This window comes from Ruegeria meonggei (genome assembly GCF_900172215.1).
Taxonomy (GTDB): Bacteria; Pseudomonadota; Alphaproteobacteria; order Rhodobacterales; family Rhodobacteraceae; genus Ruegeria; species Ruegeria meonggei.
The window spans coordinates 188,940-204,974 of sequence record NZ_FWFP01000002.1 but is presented as its reverse complement, the minus strand read 5'-3'; the positions used below and the strand labels follow the sequence as shown (position 1 = coordinate 204,974).

Here is a 16,035-nt window from a genome sequence, read left to right as displayed (position 1 = left end):
TCGCACTCCATGCATGAAACGGGCTTGTGCAAGGAGAGCGATATGACTGAAACCCTTATCAAGAATGCCGACACGATCCTGACGATGGATGACACGCGCCGCGAGCTTTCGGGCGCAGATATCCTGATCCGGGATGGGCAGGTCGCGCAGATCGGCCATGGCTTGCAAACAATAGGCGAGATTCAGGACGCGTCCGGTTGCGTCGTGACGCCCGGGTTGGTGAACACCCATCATCACCTGTACCAAACCCTGACACGCGCAGTGCCCGGCGGGCAGGACGCATTGCTGTTTGGCTGGTTGCAGACGCTCTACCCGATCTGGTCGCGGTTTGGGCCTGAGGAAATGTTCATCTCAGCCCAGATCGGTCTGGCTGAGCTCGCTCTGTCTGGATGTACGCTCAGTTCCGACCACCTGTATCTGTATCCTAACGGCGCTCGGCTGGACGACACTATCGCCGCCGCCGCCGAGATTGGTCTGCGGTTCCATCCAACCCGCGGCGCGATGAGCATTGGAGAAAGTGACGGGGGATTGCCGCCGGACACGCTGGTTGAGGACGAAGGGGCGATCCTGGACGACATGATCCGAGTGGTGGATGCGTTTCACGATCCCGCTGAAGGCGCGATGTGCCGGGTGGGGCTGGCCCCGTGTTCGCCGTTCTCGGTCAGTCGTGATCTGATGCGGGATACCGCCTTGTTGGCGCGCGACAAGGGCGTGATGCTGCACACTCATCTGGCGGAAAACGACGAAGATATTGCCTATTCACAGGCTCAGTTCGGTTGCCGCCCCGGCCAATATGCAGAGGATTTGGGCTGGACCGGATCGGATGTCTGGCACGCCCATTGCGTCAAGCTGGATGGGGCCGAGATTGATCTGTTCGCCAGAACCCAGACCGGTGTCGCGCATTGTCCTTGTTCCAATTGCCGTCTTGGGTCGGGCATTGCCCCTGTGCGGGCGATGCGGGATCAGGGCGTGAAAGTTGGCCTAGGTGCGGACGGCTCGGCCAGCAATGACAATGGTAATCTGGTCTTTGAGGCCCGCCAGGCCATGTTGCTGCAACGTGTGGCTTACGGTGCAGATGCCATGTCGTCTCGCGAAGCACTGGAGATCGCCACGCGCGGCGGTGCGGATGTTCTGAACCGCCCCGATTGTGGGCGTCTGCAACCCGGCAAACGGGCTGACATCGCTATTTGGGATACACGTTGCATCGAAAGCGCGGGCAGCTGGGACCCGGCCGCATTGCTGCTGGCCGGACCGATGCGGGTGAAACATTTGTTTGTCGAAGGGCGTCAGATCGTGCGCGACGGGCAGGTCACTACGTTGGACATGCCGCCGGTGATCGAACGGCAGACCCAACTGGCCCGGGCCTTGCAATCCTAGTTGCTGACGCGTTGACCGGCGATCCAGACCTCGGAGATCGCCCGGTCGTCGCCCATCATGATTGTGGGAAAGATGGCCTCCCACAGATCCTCGGCACACGCTTCGCGCTGGGCGATGGCAGGGGTGGAGGCAAGGTCGAGCACGATCAGATCGGCCTCCATCCCGGTTGCGACGTTGCCAATGCAATCATCCAACCGAAGTGATCGTGCCGAACCGACGGTGCCAAGCCACAACAGCTGTGCCGCATGCAGGGGTGCTCCGCGCAGCTGTCCGATTTCATAGGCCGCCGCCATCGTGCGCAGCATCGAAAAGCTGGATCCGCCGCCGGTATCTGTCGCCAGCCCAACCCGGTGACCCTCATGCATCAACCCGCTCATGTCGAACAGCCCTGATCCGATGAAGGTGTTTGAGGTGGGGCAGTGGATCAGCGCCGCGTCAACCTCACGCAGGCGGTCGCGTTCGCGTGACTCCAGATGGATAACGTGGCCGTAGACGCCGTGCGAGCCCAGCAGACCGAACTTTTCATACGTGTCCAGATAATCACGCGCCTCGGGGAACAGCTCGCGCACCCAGGCGATTTCGTCGGTTTGCTCGCTCAGGTGAGTTTGCATCAGGCAATGAGGGTTTTCAGCCCACAAAGCGCCCATCGCTTCCAGTTGATCGGGTGTGGATGTGGGCGAAAAGCGCGGCGTGATCGCGTAAGAGAGACGACCAACACCGTGCCATTTGTTCAGCAAAGCTGCAGACTGGTCATAAGCAGTTTGTGCGGTATCGCGCAGCCCCTCAGGCGCGTTGCGATCCATGCAGGTCTTGCCCGCCACGACCCGCTGGTTGCGCTGTTGCGCGGCAGTAAAGAACGCATCAACGCTTTCGGGATGGATGGTGCAGAAACTGCACATGGTCGTGGTGCCATGGGCCGCCGTCAAGTCCAGATAGCGGTTGGCGATTTCGCTGGCATAGGTGCTGTCGCCGAACTTCATCTCTTCTGGGAAGGTATAGGTGTTCAGCCAGTCGATCAGGCGTTTGCCCCAGCTGGCGATCATTGCAGTCTGCGGGTAATGCACATGCGCGTCGACAAACCCGGCCATGATCACTCGCTGGCCGTGATCCACAACATCCGCGTCAGGATGGGCCGCGCGCAGGCTGTCGGCATCGGCTACGGCAGAAATGCGCCCGCCTTCGATCAGCAGGGCCTCGCTGACGGTTACCGCGTCGGTCGGATCACCCTCAAAAGGGGACCCGTTGAAACTCAGGACGCGTCCTTTCAGCAGCGTTTTTTGCGCCATAATCGATATTCTCCGCCTGTCTGGGACCGTGAAACAGCATAGGCGGGCAAAACTTGTCGGTAAATCGGCGCATTGTCATTGTTTTCCGGTAGCTGCTTCTTCTAATTAGGGGTCAATGACCGAAGGAACGGGGGCAGAAATGACAACAGGCTTTGACGAACCCGTGACCGAGCCCACCAGTGACGATGACGTTTATGCGCTGGATCGCAAGACCGTAGCAGCCATTCTGTACGCGGTTGATGTGGATGACCGCGACAAGCTGATTGAGCTGATGGAGCCGCTGCACGCGGCCGACATTGCTGACCTTCTGGAACAGATCAACGCTTACGACCGCGCCCGCCTGATCCGTCTCTATGATAAAGAGTTCGACGGCGATATCCTGTCGGAATTGGATGAGGCCGTCCGCGAAGAGGTGATTAACGTCCTGCGCCCGGATGTTCTGGCCGACGCGGTGCGCGACATGGAAAGCGACGACGTTGTCGACCTGCTGGAAGATCTGGAAGAGCCTCAGAAAGAGGCCATTCTGGACGTCCTTGAGGATTCCGAGAGAGTGGCAGCCGAGCAGGCGCTGTCTTACCCCGAAAACTCGGCCGGTCGTCTTATGCAGCGCGAGGTGGTCATGGCACCCGAGCATTGGATGGTGGGGCAGGCCATCGATTTCATGCGCGCCAATGACGATCTGCCTGAACAGTTTTATCACGTTGTTCTGGTCGACCCGCGCTTGAAGCCAGTTGCACAGGTCACGCTGGGCAAGCTGATGGCGACCCGGCGCGACGTCCCGCTGCATGACATCGCCGAAGAAGAGTTCCACACAATCCCGGTCGATCAGGACGAAGAGGATGTGGCCTATGCCTTCAACCAATACCACCTGATTTCGGCCCCGGTTGTTGATGGCGACGGGCGTTTGGTTGGTGTGATCACCATCGATGATGCAATGGTCGTGTTGGATGAAGAATATGAAGAGGACATGCTGCGCCTTGCGGGGGTCAGTGACGAAAGCTCGTTGTCGGACAGTGTGGCAGCGACCAGCAAGCGCCGATTGCCCTGGCTGGCGGTGAATCTGTGTACGTCGATCTGTGCCTCATTGGTGATTTCGCAGTTCGAAGCGGCGATTGATCAGTTGGTGGCGCTTGCCATTTTGATGCCGATCGTGGCCTCGATGGGGGGCAATGCGGGGACGCAGTCGCTGACAGTTGCAGTGCGGGCGCTTGCGACGCGCGACCTTACCGGTTCCAACGTGGCGCGCGTGATCCGGCGGGAATTGCTGGTTGGCGTGTTGAACGGACTGTGTTTTGCCATCGTTTTGGGGACGGTTGGCATGATGTGGTTCGATTCTCCGATGTTGGGTGTCGTGATCGGGTCGGCGCTGGTCGTGAACATGGTGATCGCGGGCTTTGCAGGTACGGTAGTACCGGTGGTGCTGGACCGCTTGGGTGTAGACCCGGCGCTGGCATCCGGGACCTTTGTGACAACCACCACGGATGTCATGGGGTTCTTCATCTTTCTGGGGCTTGCCAGCGTGATTCTACTGTGACCGATTTGACCGACATAAAGGCTGCCGCACGTAAGGCGGCTTTTGCCCGCCGCAAGGCTGCGTTTGACGCCTGTGTTCCCGGCGCCGCAGGGCGTTTGTCCGAGATTCTGGCGGGGCATCGGGGGGTGCCGTTGTCGGGATACATGCCGATCCGCACCGAGATTGATCCGCTGGCTGCCATGGCCGAAGCATCGGCCTATGGCCCTGTCGGTGTGCCGGTTATCCAAGCCGCAGGACAGCCGCTGAAGTTCTCACACTGGACGCCCGAGGGTGTTTTGAAAGACGGCCCGTTCGGGGCCAGGGTGCCAGAGGTCGATGACTATTTCGATCCTGAGATCCTGATCGTTCCGCTTGTGGCATTTGATGCGCAAGGCGGCAGGCTGGGCTATGGCGGCGGGTTCTATGACCGCACATTGGAGGGCCTGCGCGCCAGGCGTCCGACTCTGGCCATTGGCTTTGCTTTTGACGCGCAAGAGGCAGAAGGGTTGCCGCTTGAGCCGACCGATCAACCGCTGGATATGGTTGTCACTGAAAGCCGGGTCCTGACGTTTCGCAGCTGACGGTGTCAGCCGGAATGGTTTTCGCGGAAATACTCCCACGCATCAATCTCGGTTCCATCCGGCAAGATACAGACGCCGGATTGCCCATTGTCGCCATCGCGAATCTCGTATCGGGCGCCGCTGTCTATGCAGTAGGTCGCAGCGGGATTTGCCAGTTGCGCGGTTGCATCGGACGAAAGGCTTTCGTCACAAGCTGCAAGTAAAGCCAGGCCAAGGGCAGACAGAAGAATGCGAGACATAAGGAATCTCCGGTATTAAGTGTTTTGACAGATTATGCAGGCAGCTAAACCGCTTGTGCTTACCCATTACCACACTTAGGACAGATTGAATGAGAATACTATTTCTGGGTGACGTCATGGGCCGCGCGGGACGCACGGCCGTCCAACAGCATCTGCCGCGCCTGCGCGAGGAATGGCGGCTGGATTTCGTTGTCGTCAATGGCGAAAACGCCTCGAATGGGATGGGGCTGACAGGGGATCATGCCAAGCTGTTGCTGGACGCCGGCGCGGATTGCCTCACACTGGGCGACCACGCGTTCGATCAGAAAGACATGTTGCAGTTCATCGAAAAAGAACCCCGTATCGTGCGCCCGGTGAATTTCGCCAAGGGTGCCCCCGGGCGGGGCCACCGTTTGTTCAACGCACCAGGCGGTCGCAAGATTTTGGTGGTTCAGGTTTTGGGGCAGGTCTTTATGAAGCGGCCCTTTGATGATCCATTCTCGGCCATCGAGCCCATTCTGAAGTCGCACCCGCGCGGCGGGCAGGCGCAGGCGATCCTCGTGGATATGCATTGCGAGGCAACTTCTGAGAAAATGGCGATGGGTCATTATTGTGACAAACGCGCCAGTCTGGTGGTTGGGACGCACACCCATGTACCGACGGCGGACGCACAAATCTTGCCGGGAGGCACTGCCTATCTAACCGATGCAGGCATGTGTGGCGACTACGATTCCGTCATCGGAATGGACAAGCTTGAACCGATGCGCCGGTTTATCACTGGAATGCCCAAGGCTCGGTTCACTCCGGCCAATGGGGATGCAACGCTGAGCGGCGTGTTCGTTGAAACCGATGACTGTGATGGTCAGGCCAAATCTGTGCAAATGGTACGCGTTGGTGGTCGATTGCAACAAGCAGGGCCGCAATAGGGTCATGTCAGGCTTGCCCTGCTGCGCGCAATGCGGGAAACTGCCTGCCGGGCGCTTATGCCAGGTCAGGGTTCGGACAGAATACCAAGAATGCAATTCCTCCAACTGACAGAAACAGGCAGCGCGATACTGGCGCTGATGGTTGTTGCGGGCATGTTCATCATGTTCCTGCGCGAGGTGTACCCGACCGAAGTTGTTGCCATCGGTGGCGTCGCGCTGATGCTGGTGACGGGCATTCTGCCGTATCAGAGCGCGCTGGTGGTTCTGTCCAATCCGGCACCTTGGACGATTGCAGCGATGTTCATCATCATGGGCGCTTTGGTGCGGACCGGTGCGCTGGACGCGTTCACGTCGACAGCGCAAAAACAGGCGCAGGTCAACCCGCGGATCGCCATTGGGATGCTGATGGCATTTGTCGTTATCGCCTCGGCGGTGGTGTCGAATACTCCGGTTGTTGTTGTCATGATCCCGGTATTTGTCCAGATCGCGCGCACGCTGAATGTTCCTGCCTCAAAACTGCTGATCCCGCTCAGTTATGCAGCGATACTGGGCGGCACGCTGACCTTGATCGGAACGTCGACCAACCTGCTGGTGGATGGTGTCGCAAGATCACAGGGGATGGCGGCGTTTACGATTTTCGAAGTCACGCCGCTGGGCATTGCGCTGGTGATCTATGGCATGATCTACCTGCGTTTCATTGCGCCGCGATTGTTGCCGGATCGCGACAGCATGGCCACGCTGCTGTCTGACAGGTCGCAGATGAAATTCTTTACCGAGGCCGTTATCCCGCCTGAAAGCAACCTGATCGGGCGCGAGGTAACGGGGGTTCAGCTGTTCAAACGCCCCGGCGTGCGTCTGATCGACGTGATCCGGGGGGATGAATCGCTGCGGCGTAACCTCAAGGGCGTGACATTGAATCTCGGGGACCGCGTGGTCTTGCGCACACAAATGACCGAGTTGCTAAGCCTGCAGAGCAACAAGGAACTCAAACGCGTCGATCAGGTCTCGGCTGTTGAAACCAAGACGGTCGAGGTGCTGATCACCCCTGGTTGTCGTATGGTGGGGCGGACGCTGGGTATGCTGCGGCTGCGGCGGCGTTACGGTGTCTACGTGCTGGCGGTGCATCGGCGGAATCAGAATATCGGCCGTCAATTGGATGATCTGGTGGTGCGGGTCGGTGATACACTGTTGTTGGAAGGTGCACCCGCCGATATCCAGAAACTGGCCGCTGACATGGATATGGTTGACGTCACCCAACCCTCGGCCCGCGCGTTCCGGCGCAGTCACGCGCCCATCGCCATCGGCGCTCTGGTTGGAATTGTGGCGCTGGCTGCATTTGGCGTTGCGCCCATCCTGTTGCTGTCGATTCTGGCCGTAGCAGTCGTTCTGATCACTCGTTGCATCGACGCAGACGAGGCGTTTTCTTTTGTCGAAGGTCGTCTGCTGGCGCTTATTTTCTCGATGCTGGCCATTGGCGCGGCTTTGGATAAATCCGGGGCTGTATCGTTGATAGTCGAAGCAATTGCACCCGGTCTCAGCACGTTGCCACCGTTCCTGATCATCTGGGCCGTGTACCTGTTGACTTCGGTGCTGACCGAACTGGTATCGAACAACGCGGTGGCGGTAGTGGTGACGCCGATCGCCATCGGCCTGGCGCAGGCCGTGGGCATTGATCCGCGGCCATTGGTGGTGGCCGTCATGGTGGCAGCGTCGGCGTCTTTTGCGACGCCTATCGGATATCAGACAAACATGATGGTCTATGGTCCCGGCGGGTACAGGTTCGTGGACTTCATGAAAGTCGGTATCCCGTTGAACCTAACCGTCGGGCTGCTGGCATCCTTGCTGATTCCGCTGATCTGGCCGTTATAGAACCGGCGTAGAACCGCTAGCGTTCCGGCAAAGCCCTTGTAAACTCAGATGTTCATACAATGTTTTGACAAAGTGATTTTATAGGAAGGAGCAAGCGTATGCTCAGGACCGGATCTGCCGCATTGGCGGCCACAGCCTTATCAGTCGCGCTTAGCAGCCTCGCTGCGGCCGGAACAGTCGAAGGAACAGCCACGTATCGTGAGCGGATTGCGGTGCCGCAAGATGCAACGCTTTTGGTGCAGTTGCAGGATGTATCCCGCGCGGATGCGCCCTCGTTCACTTTGTCGGCCAAGCGTTATGCGCTGACTGGTGTGCCTGCGCAGTTTGAGTTGAACTATGATGACGCGCTGATCCGGGATGGGATGCGCTATGTGGTGCGTGGGTCGATCCTGCAGGGCGACAAGCTGTTGTTCACTACCGACACGGCCTGTCCGGTGCTGACCAACGACTCTGGTAACACAACCGATCTTATTCTGGTGCAGGTACAACCTCAGGGAGCGGCTGTTCTTGCGAATACGACCTGGACCGCAACCGGTTTGAACGGTGCCGCGCTTGGGACTGAAAAGCTCCCTGAATTGTCCTTTGGTGAAGGCGGGGCTTTTGCGGGTAACGGTGGTTGCAACCGTTTCTCCGGCCAAGCTGAGGTTTCGGCCAGTCAGATCGACTTTCCCGACAACATGGCTGCAACGCTGATGGCTTGCCCGCCACCCTTGGATGAGGTCGAGCGGCAGTTCTTCAAGACATTGCAGGGCGTGACCACTTATGCGTTCAAGGGGGACACGCTGGTGTTTCTGGATAGCGCTGGTCAGCCGGTGGTGCAGTTCGCACAAGCACAGTAACTCCAAACGGGCCGTCACGCGACGGCCCGCGACCGCCCGGCATTGCGGCCCGAGAAGATGCAGCCGCCCAGGAAAGACCCCTCAAGCGCGTTGTACCCGTGATAGCCGCCGCCGCCGAATCCCGCGACCTCGCCGGCAGCAAACAGACCGGGGACCACCTGACCGTTTGCGCCGATCATCTGGCTGTCCAGATTGGTTTGCAACCCGCCCAGTGTCTTGCGCGTCAATACGTGCAGTTTGACGGCGATCAGCGGGCCATTGGCGGGATCAAGAAACTTGTGCGGCTTGGCGGTTCTGATCAGCTTGTCACCGCGGTAATTGCGCGCCGCCAGTATGGCCGCCATCTGGGCGTCCTTGGTAAAAGGGTTGTCGACCTGAGAATCCCTTGCCTCGATCTGGGCGCGCAGATGCGCCTCATCGATCAGGCCGCCACCCATCTGGTTCATGCCGCCGACCAACTCAGTCAGGGTGTTGGCGACGATGAAATCTTCGCCGTGTTCTTTGAACGCCTCGACCGGTGCAGTGGCTTTTGACCCTGTCAAAACGCGCTGAAACAGAACCTCGCGCCAGCCGCCATCGGTCATGTCGGGGTTCTGCTCGGACCCGGACAGGGCGAATTCCTTTTTGATCACCTTCTGGGTCAGGACAAACCAGCTGTATTCATGGCCGGTTTTCAGGATTTCCTGCAGCGTGCCCAGCGTATCGAACCCCGGCAGGCAGGGCGGTTTCAACCGGTTGCCCTGCGCGTCAAACCACATCGAACTTGGGCCGGGCAGTATTCGAATCCCGTGTGAAGGCCAGATTGGATTCCAGTTCCGCACGCCTTCGGTGTAATGCCACATCCGGTCGCCGTTGATCACGTGGCCACCGGCCTTTTCGCTGATCCCGATCATGCGGCCATCGACATGAAACGGCACTCCGGCCACCATATCCTTGGGCGGTTCACCCAGCCTGTCCCGTGGCCAGTTCTCGCGCACCATCTCAAAATTGCCGCCGATCCCGCCCGAGGTGACGATCACCGACGGGGCATAAACCTCGAACTCGCCAACCTCATCGCGGTTTGTTTTGGCACCGTGTGGAGCCGTGTCATCCGCCAGAACTTCGCCGGATACACCCTTGGCGGTCCCGTTTTGCATGATGATGTGGCTGACCTGATGGCGGAACTTCAGTTGGATCAACCCGGCACTGATATGTTCGTGCACCCGGCGTTTGAAATGTTCCAGAACACCGGGACCCGTGCCCCAAGTGATATGAAATCGGGGGACAGAGTTGCCGTGCCCATCGGCATAAGACCCGCCACGTTCAGCCCAACCTACAATCGGGAACCAGCGCAGGCCCATCTCATGCAGCCAGGGGCGCATCTCACCGGCGGCGAACTCGACATACGCTTCGGCCCATTTGCGCGGCCAGGCGTCTTCGTCCCGGTCGAACTGTGCGCTGCCCATCCAGTCACGCAGGGCTAGCTCGTGGCTGTCCTTGATACCCATTCGGCGTTGTTCCGGCGTGTTGACCATAAACAAGCCGCCAAGGCTCCAGAACGCCTGACCGCCCAGAAAATGCGCAGGCTCTTGGTCTACGATGATCACCTTTTTACCGCGATCTCCCAACTCGGCTGCGGCGGCCAATCCGGCCAGACCGGCGCCTACAACGATGGCATCTGCAGTATTGTTGGGCATGTCCTGTCCTTTCAGCGACTGCGGAGCCAAGCGACATAGGGCAGGGCCACGACATACATCATGATCCCGTACACCGCCGCGGGCAGGGCAAGCGGGCTGAACCCGCTTTCTGTCCCGGTGATCAGTGCCGCCAAAGTGATCCCCAGCGTCGAGTTCTGGATGCCGGTCTCGATTGAGATCGTCTTGCTTTCATTCCACGATAGTTTTGCGGCGCGCGCCAGCCCCAATCCCATTAGCAGCAACGCAATGTTAAGTGTGACCAGCCCGCCACCCATAATGCCCAGATTTTCAACGAAGGTCTGCCAGTTTCCGGCCAGCGCCGCGAGGACGATCAGAACAAAGAGAACCGTGGCTAGTTTTGACAACGGTGCATCAATCCGCGTCGCGAATCCAGCGGCAAAATGCCGAAGGCTGATGCCGATGGCGACAGGCAGGGTAGTGATCAGAAACATAGCGATGGCAAGCCCGGTGATCGACACCTCAGGTGCGTCTTCCCCCATGAAATGTGCGATGGACCACGCCGCCAGCACAGGAACCGTCACCAAAGACAGCAGGCTGATCACGGCAGTCAGGCTGACCGACAGGGCAACATCACCCTTGGCCAGTTTTGCAAGGATGTTGCTGGTGACACCGCCAGGGCAGAAGCTGAGGATCATGAACCCGACTGCGATCTCGGGCGGCAGGGCGAACAGTTTGACCGTCGCAAAGGCCACGACGGGCAGCAGCACGACCTGACACAATGCGCCGATGGCAAATGGATATCCCCGGCTCAGAACGCGGCGGAAATCGGCAATCTCAAGCCCGACGCCCAGTGACAACATGATAATGGCCAACGAAAGCGGCAGGCCGACAGATAATAGAAGATCCAAGAACAACTCCTCCCAAAGTCATTCGGATCAGCCTATGCGAGGGGCCAAGTCACAGGCAACCGCGCCGTTAGGTCACCCGTAGCGTTGAGCGAACCGGCGCAGGATTTCGCCGGGCTGAGTAACTTCGGCCGAGTGACAGATATCGATCAGTTTCTGCGCGTCTTCGGGGGGGAAATAGCCGAAATTCTTGTAGATGTTGATGCGCTGTTCAAAATCCCGTGCATCTGCCTCGGGGTGGAATTGCGTGGCATAAACGTTCTGACCCCAGCGGATCATCTGAAATGGGCAGGGATCCGAGGCCAGCAAATGAACGCAGCCATCCGGCAGGGTCTGAACGGCCTCTTTATGGCCCACAAAAGCGTCGAAGGTTGAGTTAAGTCCGGCGGTCAGCGGATCGCGCGCGCCGTCTTGGGTCAGGTGGCAGGTCGAAGGGCCTACGGGCTCTCCGAACTGGTCCTTGCTGACATCACCGCCCAGATGGACCGCCAGAACGCCCAACCCATAGCAGCAGCCCATGAATGGGTGATCCTGCGCGGTGATCTGTGGCATCAGCCCCATAATGGCCGCTTCGACGCGTGCATCCACCAGGGATTTCGTCGCCGGATCGTCGCTGACGCAGCCGGGTCCACCACCAACGATCACACCTGCGTAATCGGTGACATCCAGCGCATTTGGAAGCTCTTCGCAGTCGAGACGGATGCGATGTGTCTGGTTAGGCGTCAGCCCGGTCTTATCTAGAATCGAGGCGTATTCCGCGTCCGAGGCTTCGGTTTCCGGGCGCAATTGCAGGATCAGGAATCGTTTCATGCGGTGGCTTTACCCGTCATAGCGGCCAGAAGACAAGGATCGAGGGGACCGTGACCGCAATGATCAGGATTTCCAGCGGCAGACCCATGCGCCAGTAATCGCCAAAGCGATAGCCGCCGGGGCCCAGCACCAGTGTGTTGTTCTTATGCCCGATAGGTGTCAGGAAGGCTGCGGATGCCGCCACGGCTACCGTCATCAGGAACGGATCTGGCGAGACCTCTAGCGTGCGGGCCATCTGAATACCGACTGGCGCTGCGACAATGGCTGTGGCGGTGTTGTTCAGCACATCCGAAAGGGTCATGGTGACCACCATCAGCACGGTCAGAATGGCCCATGCGGGCAAGCCGTTGGTCAGTTGTATCAACGCATCGGCGATCAGTTCGGTTCCGCCCGAGGTCTCTAACGCACTGCCCAGCGGGATCATCGAACCCAGCAAAACTACAACCGGCCATTCGATATGATTGTAGAGATCAGCGATCGGCATGATCTTGGTCAGCACATAGGCCACGACCACCAGCCCCAGTGCGATCGGCAGGTAGATCAACCCGACACTTGCCGCCAGCACGGCAGCCGCAAACAGACCGATGGCCAGCCATGCTTTGTCGTTGGCGGTGACGTTTAACCCGCGCTCGGCCAGAGGTAGGCAACCCAGCCAATCCGTGACGTCCGCGCTGCGGTCCCGGGGGCAAAGCAGCAGAAGGATGTCGCCTGCCTCGACCTCGGTCTTGCGAACTTGTTCTGTGATGCGACGCCCCTGCCGTGAAATGCCCATCAGCACGGTGCTTTGCCGCCACGCCAGCCCCAGCCCCTGAGCAGTACGCCCGGTGATACGGGCGTTTTCGGGGGCGACAACCTCGATCACTTCAAGCCCGTCGCCCTCAGCCTTTAGCAATTCTTGACGGCGGGTGTCCGAAAAGTCGAGGTTCAGCGCCGCGCGGAATTCGTCCAATGCCTCGGGGCGGGCTTCAAGCACCAATGCGTCGCCGTCTTTCAACGTGGCGTGTGCGGATCGGCCATAGCGGCGTTTGCCGTCGCGGATCAGGCCGATGATGGCGACGTCGGATTTCTCGGCGGCTTCATACATCTCACTGACCCGTTTGCCGATATGGGCTGATTCCGGGGGGATGGTCAGCTCGGCGATGTATTCAGCCAACACCTCAGAGCTTTCGGACTGCGGCCCGCGATTGGGAATCAGCCGCCACCCCACCAGCGCGACAAAGGCCAGCCCGGCAAGGGCGGCGATGCCGCCAACGGGGGCGAAATCGAACATGCTGAATGGTTCACCCAGTGTTTCCTGCCGGATCGACGCGATAATGATGTTAGGCGGCGTACCGATCAGCGTTGCCATGCCGCCCAGAATTGTGGCGAAACTCAGTGGCATCAGGGTCAGGCCCACAGACCGCCCCGCCTTGCGCGCGGTTTGAATGTCCACCGGCATCAACAGCGCCAGCGCGGCCACGTTATTCATGAAGGCCGACAGAACCGCCCCGATCCCGCCCATCAACGCGATGTGGGCACCAAGCCCGCGCGAGGCATCGACCAGTGTGCGTGTGATCAAAAAAACAGCCCCCGACCGGACCAACCCGGCGGACACCACCAGAACCAGCGCCACGATGATGGTCGCAGGATGGCCAAAACCCGCAAAGGCGTCATCCACCGGGACCACACCCAGAACAACCCCGATCAGCAGCGCGGAAAACGCCACAAGGTCATAGCGAAACCGCCCCCAAAGCAGCATTCCGAATACAGCGGCGAAAAGGGCAAAAAGAATAATCTGGTCTGTTGTCATGCCGCCACCATACCCACAGCGAGGACCGTCGCAAGCCGCTCTCTTGATCCCAAGCCCTGCAAACGTCTATATGAGCGCCGAATACGCAATCACGATGACGAGGACGCAACATGGCAGGCCATTCCAAATGGGCCAACATCCAGCACCGTAAAGGGCGTCAGGACGCCGCGCGGTCCAAGCTTTTTTCCAAACTGTCGAAAGAGATCACAGTCGCGGCCAAGATGGGCGACCCCGATCCCGACAAAAACCCGCGCCTGCGTCTGGCGGTGAAAGAGGCCAAGTCGCAATCGGTACCCAAGGATGTGATTGATCGCGCGATCAAGAAGTCTCAGGCAGGTGATGGCGACGATTACGAAGAAATCCGGTACGAGGGCTATGGCCCCAACGGTGTCGCGGTAATCGTCGAGACGATGACGGACAATCGCAACCGAACCGCATCAACCGTACGCTCGACCTTTTCCAAAAACGGCGGCAATCTGGGTGAAACCGGCTCGGTCGGGTTCATGTTCGAGCGCAAGGGTGAGGTGGTCTATACCGTATCCGTAGGCGATGCCGACGCGGTCTTTGAGGCCGCGATTGAGGCTGGTGCGGAAGATGTCGAAAGCTCGGACGAGGGGCATATCATCTGGTGCGCGGATACGGATCTGAACGAGGTATCGAACGCGCTGGAGACCGCGCTGGGCGAAACGGAATCAACCAAGCTGATCTGGAAACCCACTACGACGACCGAGTTGGGTCTGGAAGACATGCAAAAGCTGATGAAGCTGGTTGATGCGCTGGAAGACGATGATGACGTCCAGCGCGTGACCACCAACTTTGAGGCAACGGATGAGGTCATGGCGCAGCTTTGATCCGCGTCATGGCACACCTACCGAAAACCCGGCCGTTGGTCGGGTTTTTGTTTTTCTGCCCGTGAGTTCTTGGCCGGTCCGGCAGAACCCTATAGGTTTGAAACTGCCCGCGATTGACCCGGAACAGCCCTTCCAATTGGCAAAACGAATGAGCGTATGACGGACAACCCAACCCCGCCAAAAAGGAATTTCCCGGTACTGACCGGGCAAAGCATCCTGTCCCAGGTTGCATGGACTCTTGGCAGTCCATCCATCGTTTTGCCGTTTCTGGCGGTCTCGTTGGAACTGCCAATGTTTATCGCCGGAGCTCTGGTCTCGGTGCGCATGACGGGCAGCATGATTTCGGACGTGTTTTTGGCGCAGGCGATTTCAGCGCGCGACCACAAAAAGCGCGGAATCGCGCTGACCGAAATTGCAATCGGGGCCTGTCTGGTCATGGCGCTTGTGGTGGCTGCGACAGGGGTTGTTCCGGCCATCGGCGTGGCTTTTGTTGCAGCGTTCTTTCTGATTGGCCTGATCGAAGAGATTCAAGCGTTGATGTTCACCGATCTTCTGGGTGATCACGTGCAATCGAAATCGCGGATGATCATGCGATACCTGCAACTTGGTGTTGGCGGATTGGGTGCCATCGGCTTGGCGCTTTTGGTGCATGAGATCACTAAAGAGAACCCACCGTTTTCGCGCCATTCTGCGGTTATTGCCGTGTCAGTGACCTTTTTTGTGCTCTCCGCTGTGGTCATTCTGGCGATGTCTGAGATGACACGCTCTTCGCAGCCCAAGGACAAAACGCAACCGGCGCGCAAACGGAAGTTCACCGAGAACTTTACAGACATTTTCGCCATGTTCAGTGAGGCTTGGTTCCGCCGTTACATGGTGATGCGGATGCCGTTGGTGGTTGTCTCACTGGCGGTTCCGTTTTTTGCCCTGATTGCGGCCGAGGCGCATCATGCGTCTGCCAAGGGTTTGACGGCGATGATTATCTCCTCGGCTTCGGGGTATCTGGTCTCGGCCCCTTTGTGGCAGATGGTGAATCTGAAGTCGCATCGTGCGGTCATGGTGACTGGCAACCTGATGGTGGCGCTGACGGGTGCTGCGCTGCTGTCGATGCATTTCCTCGGGATCGATCACGAGGTGCATCTGCACGCCATCGCCCTGTTCATCGTCACAGTCGCAGTGACTGGTGTCAGCAGCGCGCGTAAACTGTACTTCCTGGATGTCGCGCCCAAGGATCAACGCGTTAAAGGTGCGGCTGCGATCAAAAGCATTTGCCGGATAACAGGGGTCATCGTTTCAGCATGTCTGGCCGGGGTGGCGCATATGCACGAGGTCGCATGGGCCATCGTGTTCATCGTGACCGTCAGTCTGATCGCGGCCATCCTGTGTTACCGGGTGGTGCTACCACACGCGAAGCAGGCCGTTGCCTCCTGACCCAAT

Annotated in this window: 14 protein-coding genes; 8 read left to right on the top strand and 6 right to left on the bottom strand. The window is 59.0% G+C overall.

What is annotated here, in order from left to right:
* Positions 1-42 precede the first annotated feature (42 nt).
* On the top strand, positions 43-1,377 hold the full coding sequence (locus tag RUM8411_RS03675) for an 8-oxoguanine deaminase (RefSeq protein ID WP_085821292.1): 1,335 nt from the start codon (positions 43-45) through the stop codon (positions 1,375-1,377).
* Here the strand turns inward: RUM8411_RS03675 and guaD are convergent.
* On the bottom strand, positions 1,374-2,663 hold the full coding sequence (gene guaD, locus RUM8411_RS03670) for a guanine deaminase (RefSeq protein ID WP_085821291.1): 1,290 nt from the start codon (positions 2,661-2,663) through the stop codon (positions 1,374-1,376). The two genes, RUM8411_RS03675 and guaD, sit on opposite strands and share 4 nt — an antisense overlap.
* Positions 2,664-2,802: 139 nt before the next feature.
* Between guaD and mgtE the strand changes: the two genes are divergently transcribed.
* Both mgtE and RUM8411_RS03660 read left to right on the top strand, forming a co-directional pair.
* Positions 2,803-4,197, top strand: a complete 1,395-nt coding sequence (gene mgtE, locus RUM8411_RS03665; RefSeq protein ID WP_085821290.1) for a magnesium transporter — start codon at positions 2,803-2,805, stop codon at positions 4,195-4,197.
* Positions 4,194-4,757: a 5-formyltetrahydrofolate cyclo-ligase gene (locus tag RUM8411_RS03660; RefSeq protein ID WP_085821289.1), complete on the top strand. Its 564-nt coding sequence runs from the start codon at positions 4,194-4,196 to the stop codon at positions 4,755-4,757. The genes mgtE and RUM8411_RS03660 overlap by 4 nt, the downstream gene beginning before the upstream one ends.
* A 5-nt stretch (positions 4,758-4,762) precedes the next feature.
* On the opposite strand, the gene RUM8411_RS03655 is transcribed toward RUM8411_RS03660, so the two are convergent.
* Positions 4,763-4,996 carry a putative hemolysin gene (locus RUM8411_RS03655; protein ID WP_085821288.1) on the bottom strand — a complete coding sequence of 78 codons (234 nt, stop codon included), beginning with the start codon at positions 4,994-4,996 and terminating at the stop codon, positions 4,763-4,765.
* Between the two features lie 89 nt (positions 4,997-5,085).
* Here RUM8411_RS03655 and RUM8411_RS03650 point away from each other — a divergent pair, with 89 nt between their 5' ends.
* The 3 genes from RUM8411_RS03650 (at position 5,086) to RUM8411_RS03640 (ending at position 8,609) form a co-directional block, all read left to right on the top strand.
* Positions 5,086-5,901 carry a TIGR00282 family metallophosphoesterase gene (locus tag RUM8411_RS03650; RefSeq protein ID WP_085821287.1) on the top strand — a complete coding sequence of 272 codons (816 nt, stop codon included), beginning with the start codon at positions 5,086-5,088 and terminating at the stop codon, positions 5,899-5,901.
* A gap of 90 nt (positions 5,902-5,991) precedes the next feature.
* The gene (locus RUM8411_RS03645) at positions 5,992-7,770 is read left to right on the top strand and encodes an SLC13 family permease (protein WP_085821286.1); all 1,779 of its coding nucleotides are present in this window, start codon (positions 5,992-5,994) and stop codon (positions 7,768-7,770) included.
* A 98-nt stretch (positions 7,771-7,868) separates the two neighbouring features.
* Positions 7,869-8,609, top strand: a complete 741-nt coding sequence (locus tag RUM8411_RS03640; protein WP_085821285.1) for a YbaY family lipoprotein — start codon at positions 7,869-7,871, stop codon at positions 8,607-8,609.
* Between the two features lie 14 nt (positions 8,610-8,623).
* Here RUM8411_RS03640 and RUM8411_RS03635 read toward each other — a convergent pair whose 3' ends face one another.
* The 4 genes from RUM8411_RS03635 to RUM8411_RS03620 all read right to left on the bottom strand — a co-directional run bounded on the left by RUM8411_RS03635 (position 8,624) and on the right by RUM8411_RS03620 (position 13,750).
* Positions 8,624-10,285, bottom strand: a complete 1,662-nt coding sequence (locus RUM8411_RS03635; protein ID WP_085821284.1) for an FAD-binding dehydrogenase — start codon at positions 10,283-10,285, stop codon at positions 8,624-8,626.
* An 11-nt stretch (positions 10,286-10,296) separates the two neighbouring features.
* Entirely contained in the window at positions 10,297-11,154 is an 858-nt protein-coding gene (locus tag RUM8411_RS03630; protein WP_085821283.1) for a bile acid:sodium symporter family protein, read from the bottom strand.
* A 72-nt stretch (positions 11,155-11,226) separates the two neighbouring features.
* The gene (locus tag RUM8411_RS03625; RefSeq protein ID WP_085821282.1) at positions 11,227-11,961 is read right to left on the bottom strand and encodes a glutamine amidotransferase; all 735 of its coding nucleotides are present in this window, start codon (positions 11,959-11,961) and stop codon (positions 11,227-11,229) included.
* A 16-nt stretch (positions 11,962-11,977) separates the two neighbouring features.
* Positions 11,978-13,750, bottom strand: coding sequence for an SLC13 family permease (locus tag RUM8411_RS03620; protein WP_085821281.1), 1,773 nt, complete (start codon positions 13,748-13,750; stop codon positions 11,978-11,980).
* 110 nt (positions 13,751-13,860) lie between these two features.
* Between RUM8411_RS03620 and RUM8411_RS03615 the strand changes: the two genes are divergently transcribed.
* Complete coding sequence (locus RUM8411_RS03615; protein ID WP_085821280.1) at positions 13,861-14,601, top strand: YebC/PmpR family DNA-binding transcriptional regulator; 741 nt, start codon at positions 13,861-13,863, stop codon at positions 14,599-14,601.
* Between the two features lie 156 nt (positions 14,602-14,757).
* The gene (locus tag RUM8411_RS03610; RefSeq protein ID WP_085821279.1) at positions 14,758-16,029 is read left to right on the top strand and encodes an MFS transporter; all 1,272 of its coding nucleotides are present in this window, start codon (positions 14,758-14,760) and stop codon (positions 16,027-16,029) included.
* The last annotated feature ends 6 nt before the right edge of the window (positions 16,030-16,035 follow it).

Excerpts from the sequence above, each read along its gene's own strand:
- RUM8411_RS03615 (WP_085821280.1), top strand. The coding sequence starts at position 13,861 with ATGGCAGGCCATTCCAAATGGGCCAACATCCAGCACCGTAAAGGGCGT.
- RUM8411_RS03675 (WP_085821292.1), top strand. The coding sequence starts at position 43 with ATGACTGAAACCCTTATCAAGAATGCCGACACGATCCTGACGATGGAT.
- guaD (WP_085821291.1), bottom strand. The coding sequence starts at position 2,663 with ATGGCGCAAAAAACGCTGCTGAAAGGACGCGTCCTGAGTTTCAACGGG.
- RUM8411_RS03640 (WP_085821285.1), top strand. The coding sequence starts at position 7,869 with ATGCTCAGGACCGGATCTGCCGCATTGGCGGCCACAGCCTTATCAGTC.
- RUM8411_RS03625 (WP_085821282.1), bottom strand. The coding sequence starts at position 11,961 with ATGAAACGATTCCTGATCCTGCAATTGCGCCCGGAAACCGAAGCCTCG.
- RUM8411_RS03635 (WP_085821284.1), bottom strand. The coding sequence starts at position 10,285 with ATGCCCAACAATACTGCAGATGCCATCGTTGTAGGCGCCGGTCTGGCC.
- mgtE (WP_085821290.1), top strand. The coding sequence starts at position 2,803 with ATGACAACAGGCTTTGACGAACCCGTGACCGAGCCCACCAGTGACGAT.
- RUM8411_RS03650 (WP_085821287.1), top strand. The coding sequence starts at position 5,086 with ATGAGAATACTATTTCTGGGTGACGTCATGGGCCGCGCGGGACGCACG.
- RUM8411_RS03645 (WP_085821286.1), top strand. The coding sequence starts at position 5,992 with ATGCAATTCCTCCAACTGACAGAAACAGGCAGCGCGATACTGGCGCTG.
- RUM8411_RS03655 (WP_085821288.1), bottom strand. The coding sequence starts at position 4,996 with ATGTCTCGCATTCTTCTGTCTGCCCTTGGCCTGGCTTTACTTGCAGCT.
- RUM8411_RS03620 (WP_085821281.1), bottom strand. The coding sequence starts at position 13,750 with ATGACAACAGACCAGATTATTCTTTTTGCCCTTTTCGCCGCTGTATTC.
- RUM8411_RS03610 (WP_085821279.1), top strand. The coding sequence starts at position 14,758 with ATGACGGACAACCCAACCCCGCCAAAAAGGAATTTCCCGGTACTGACC.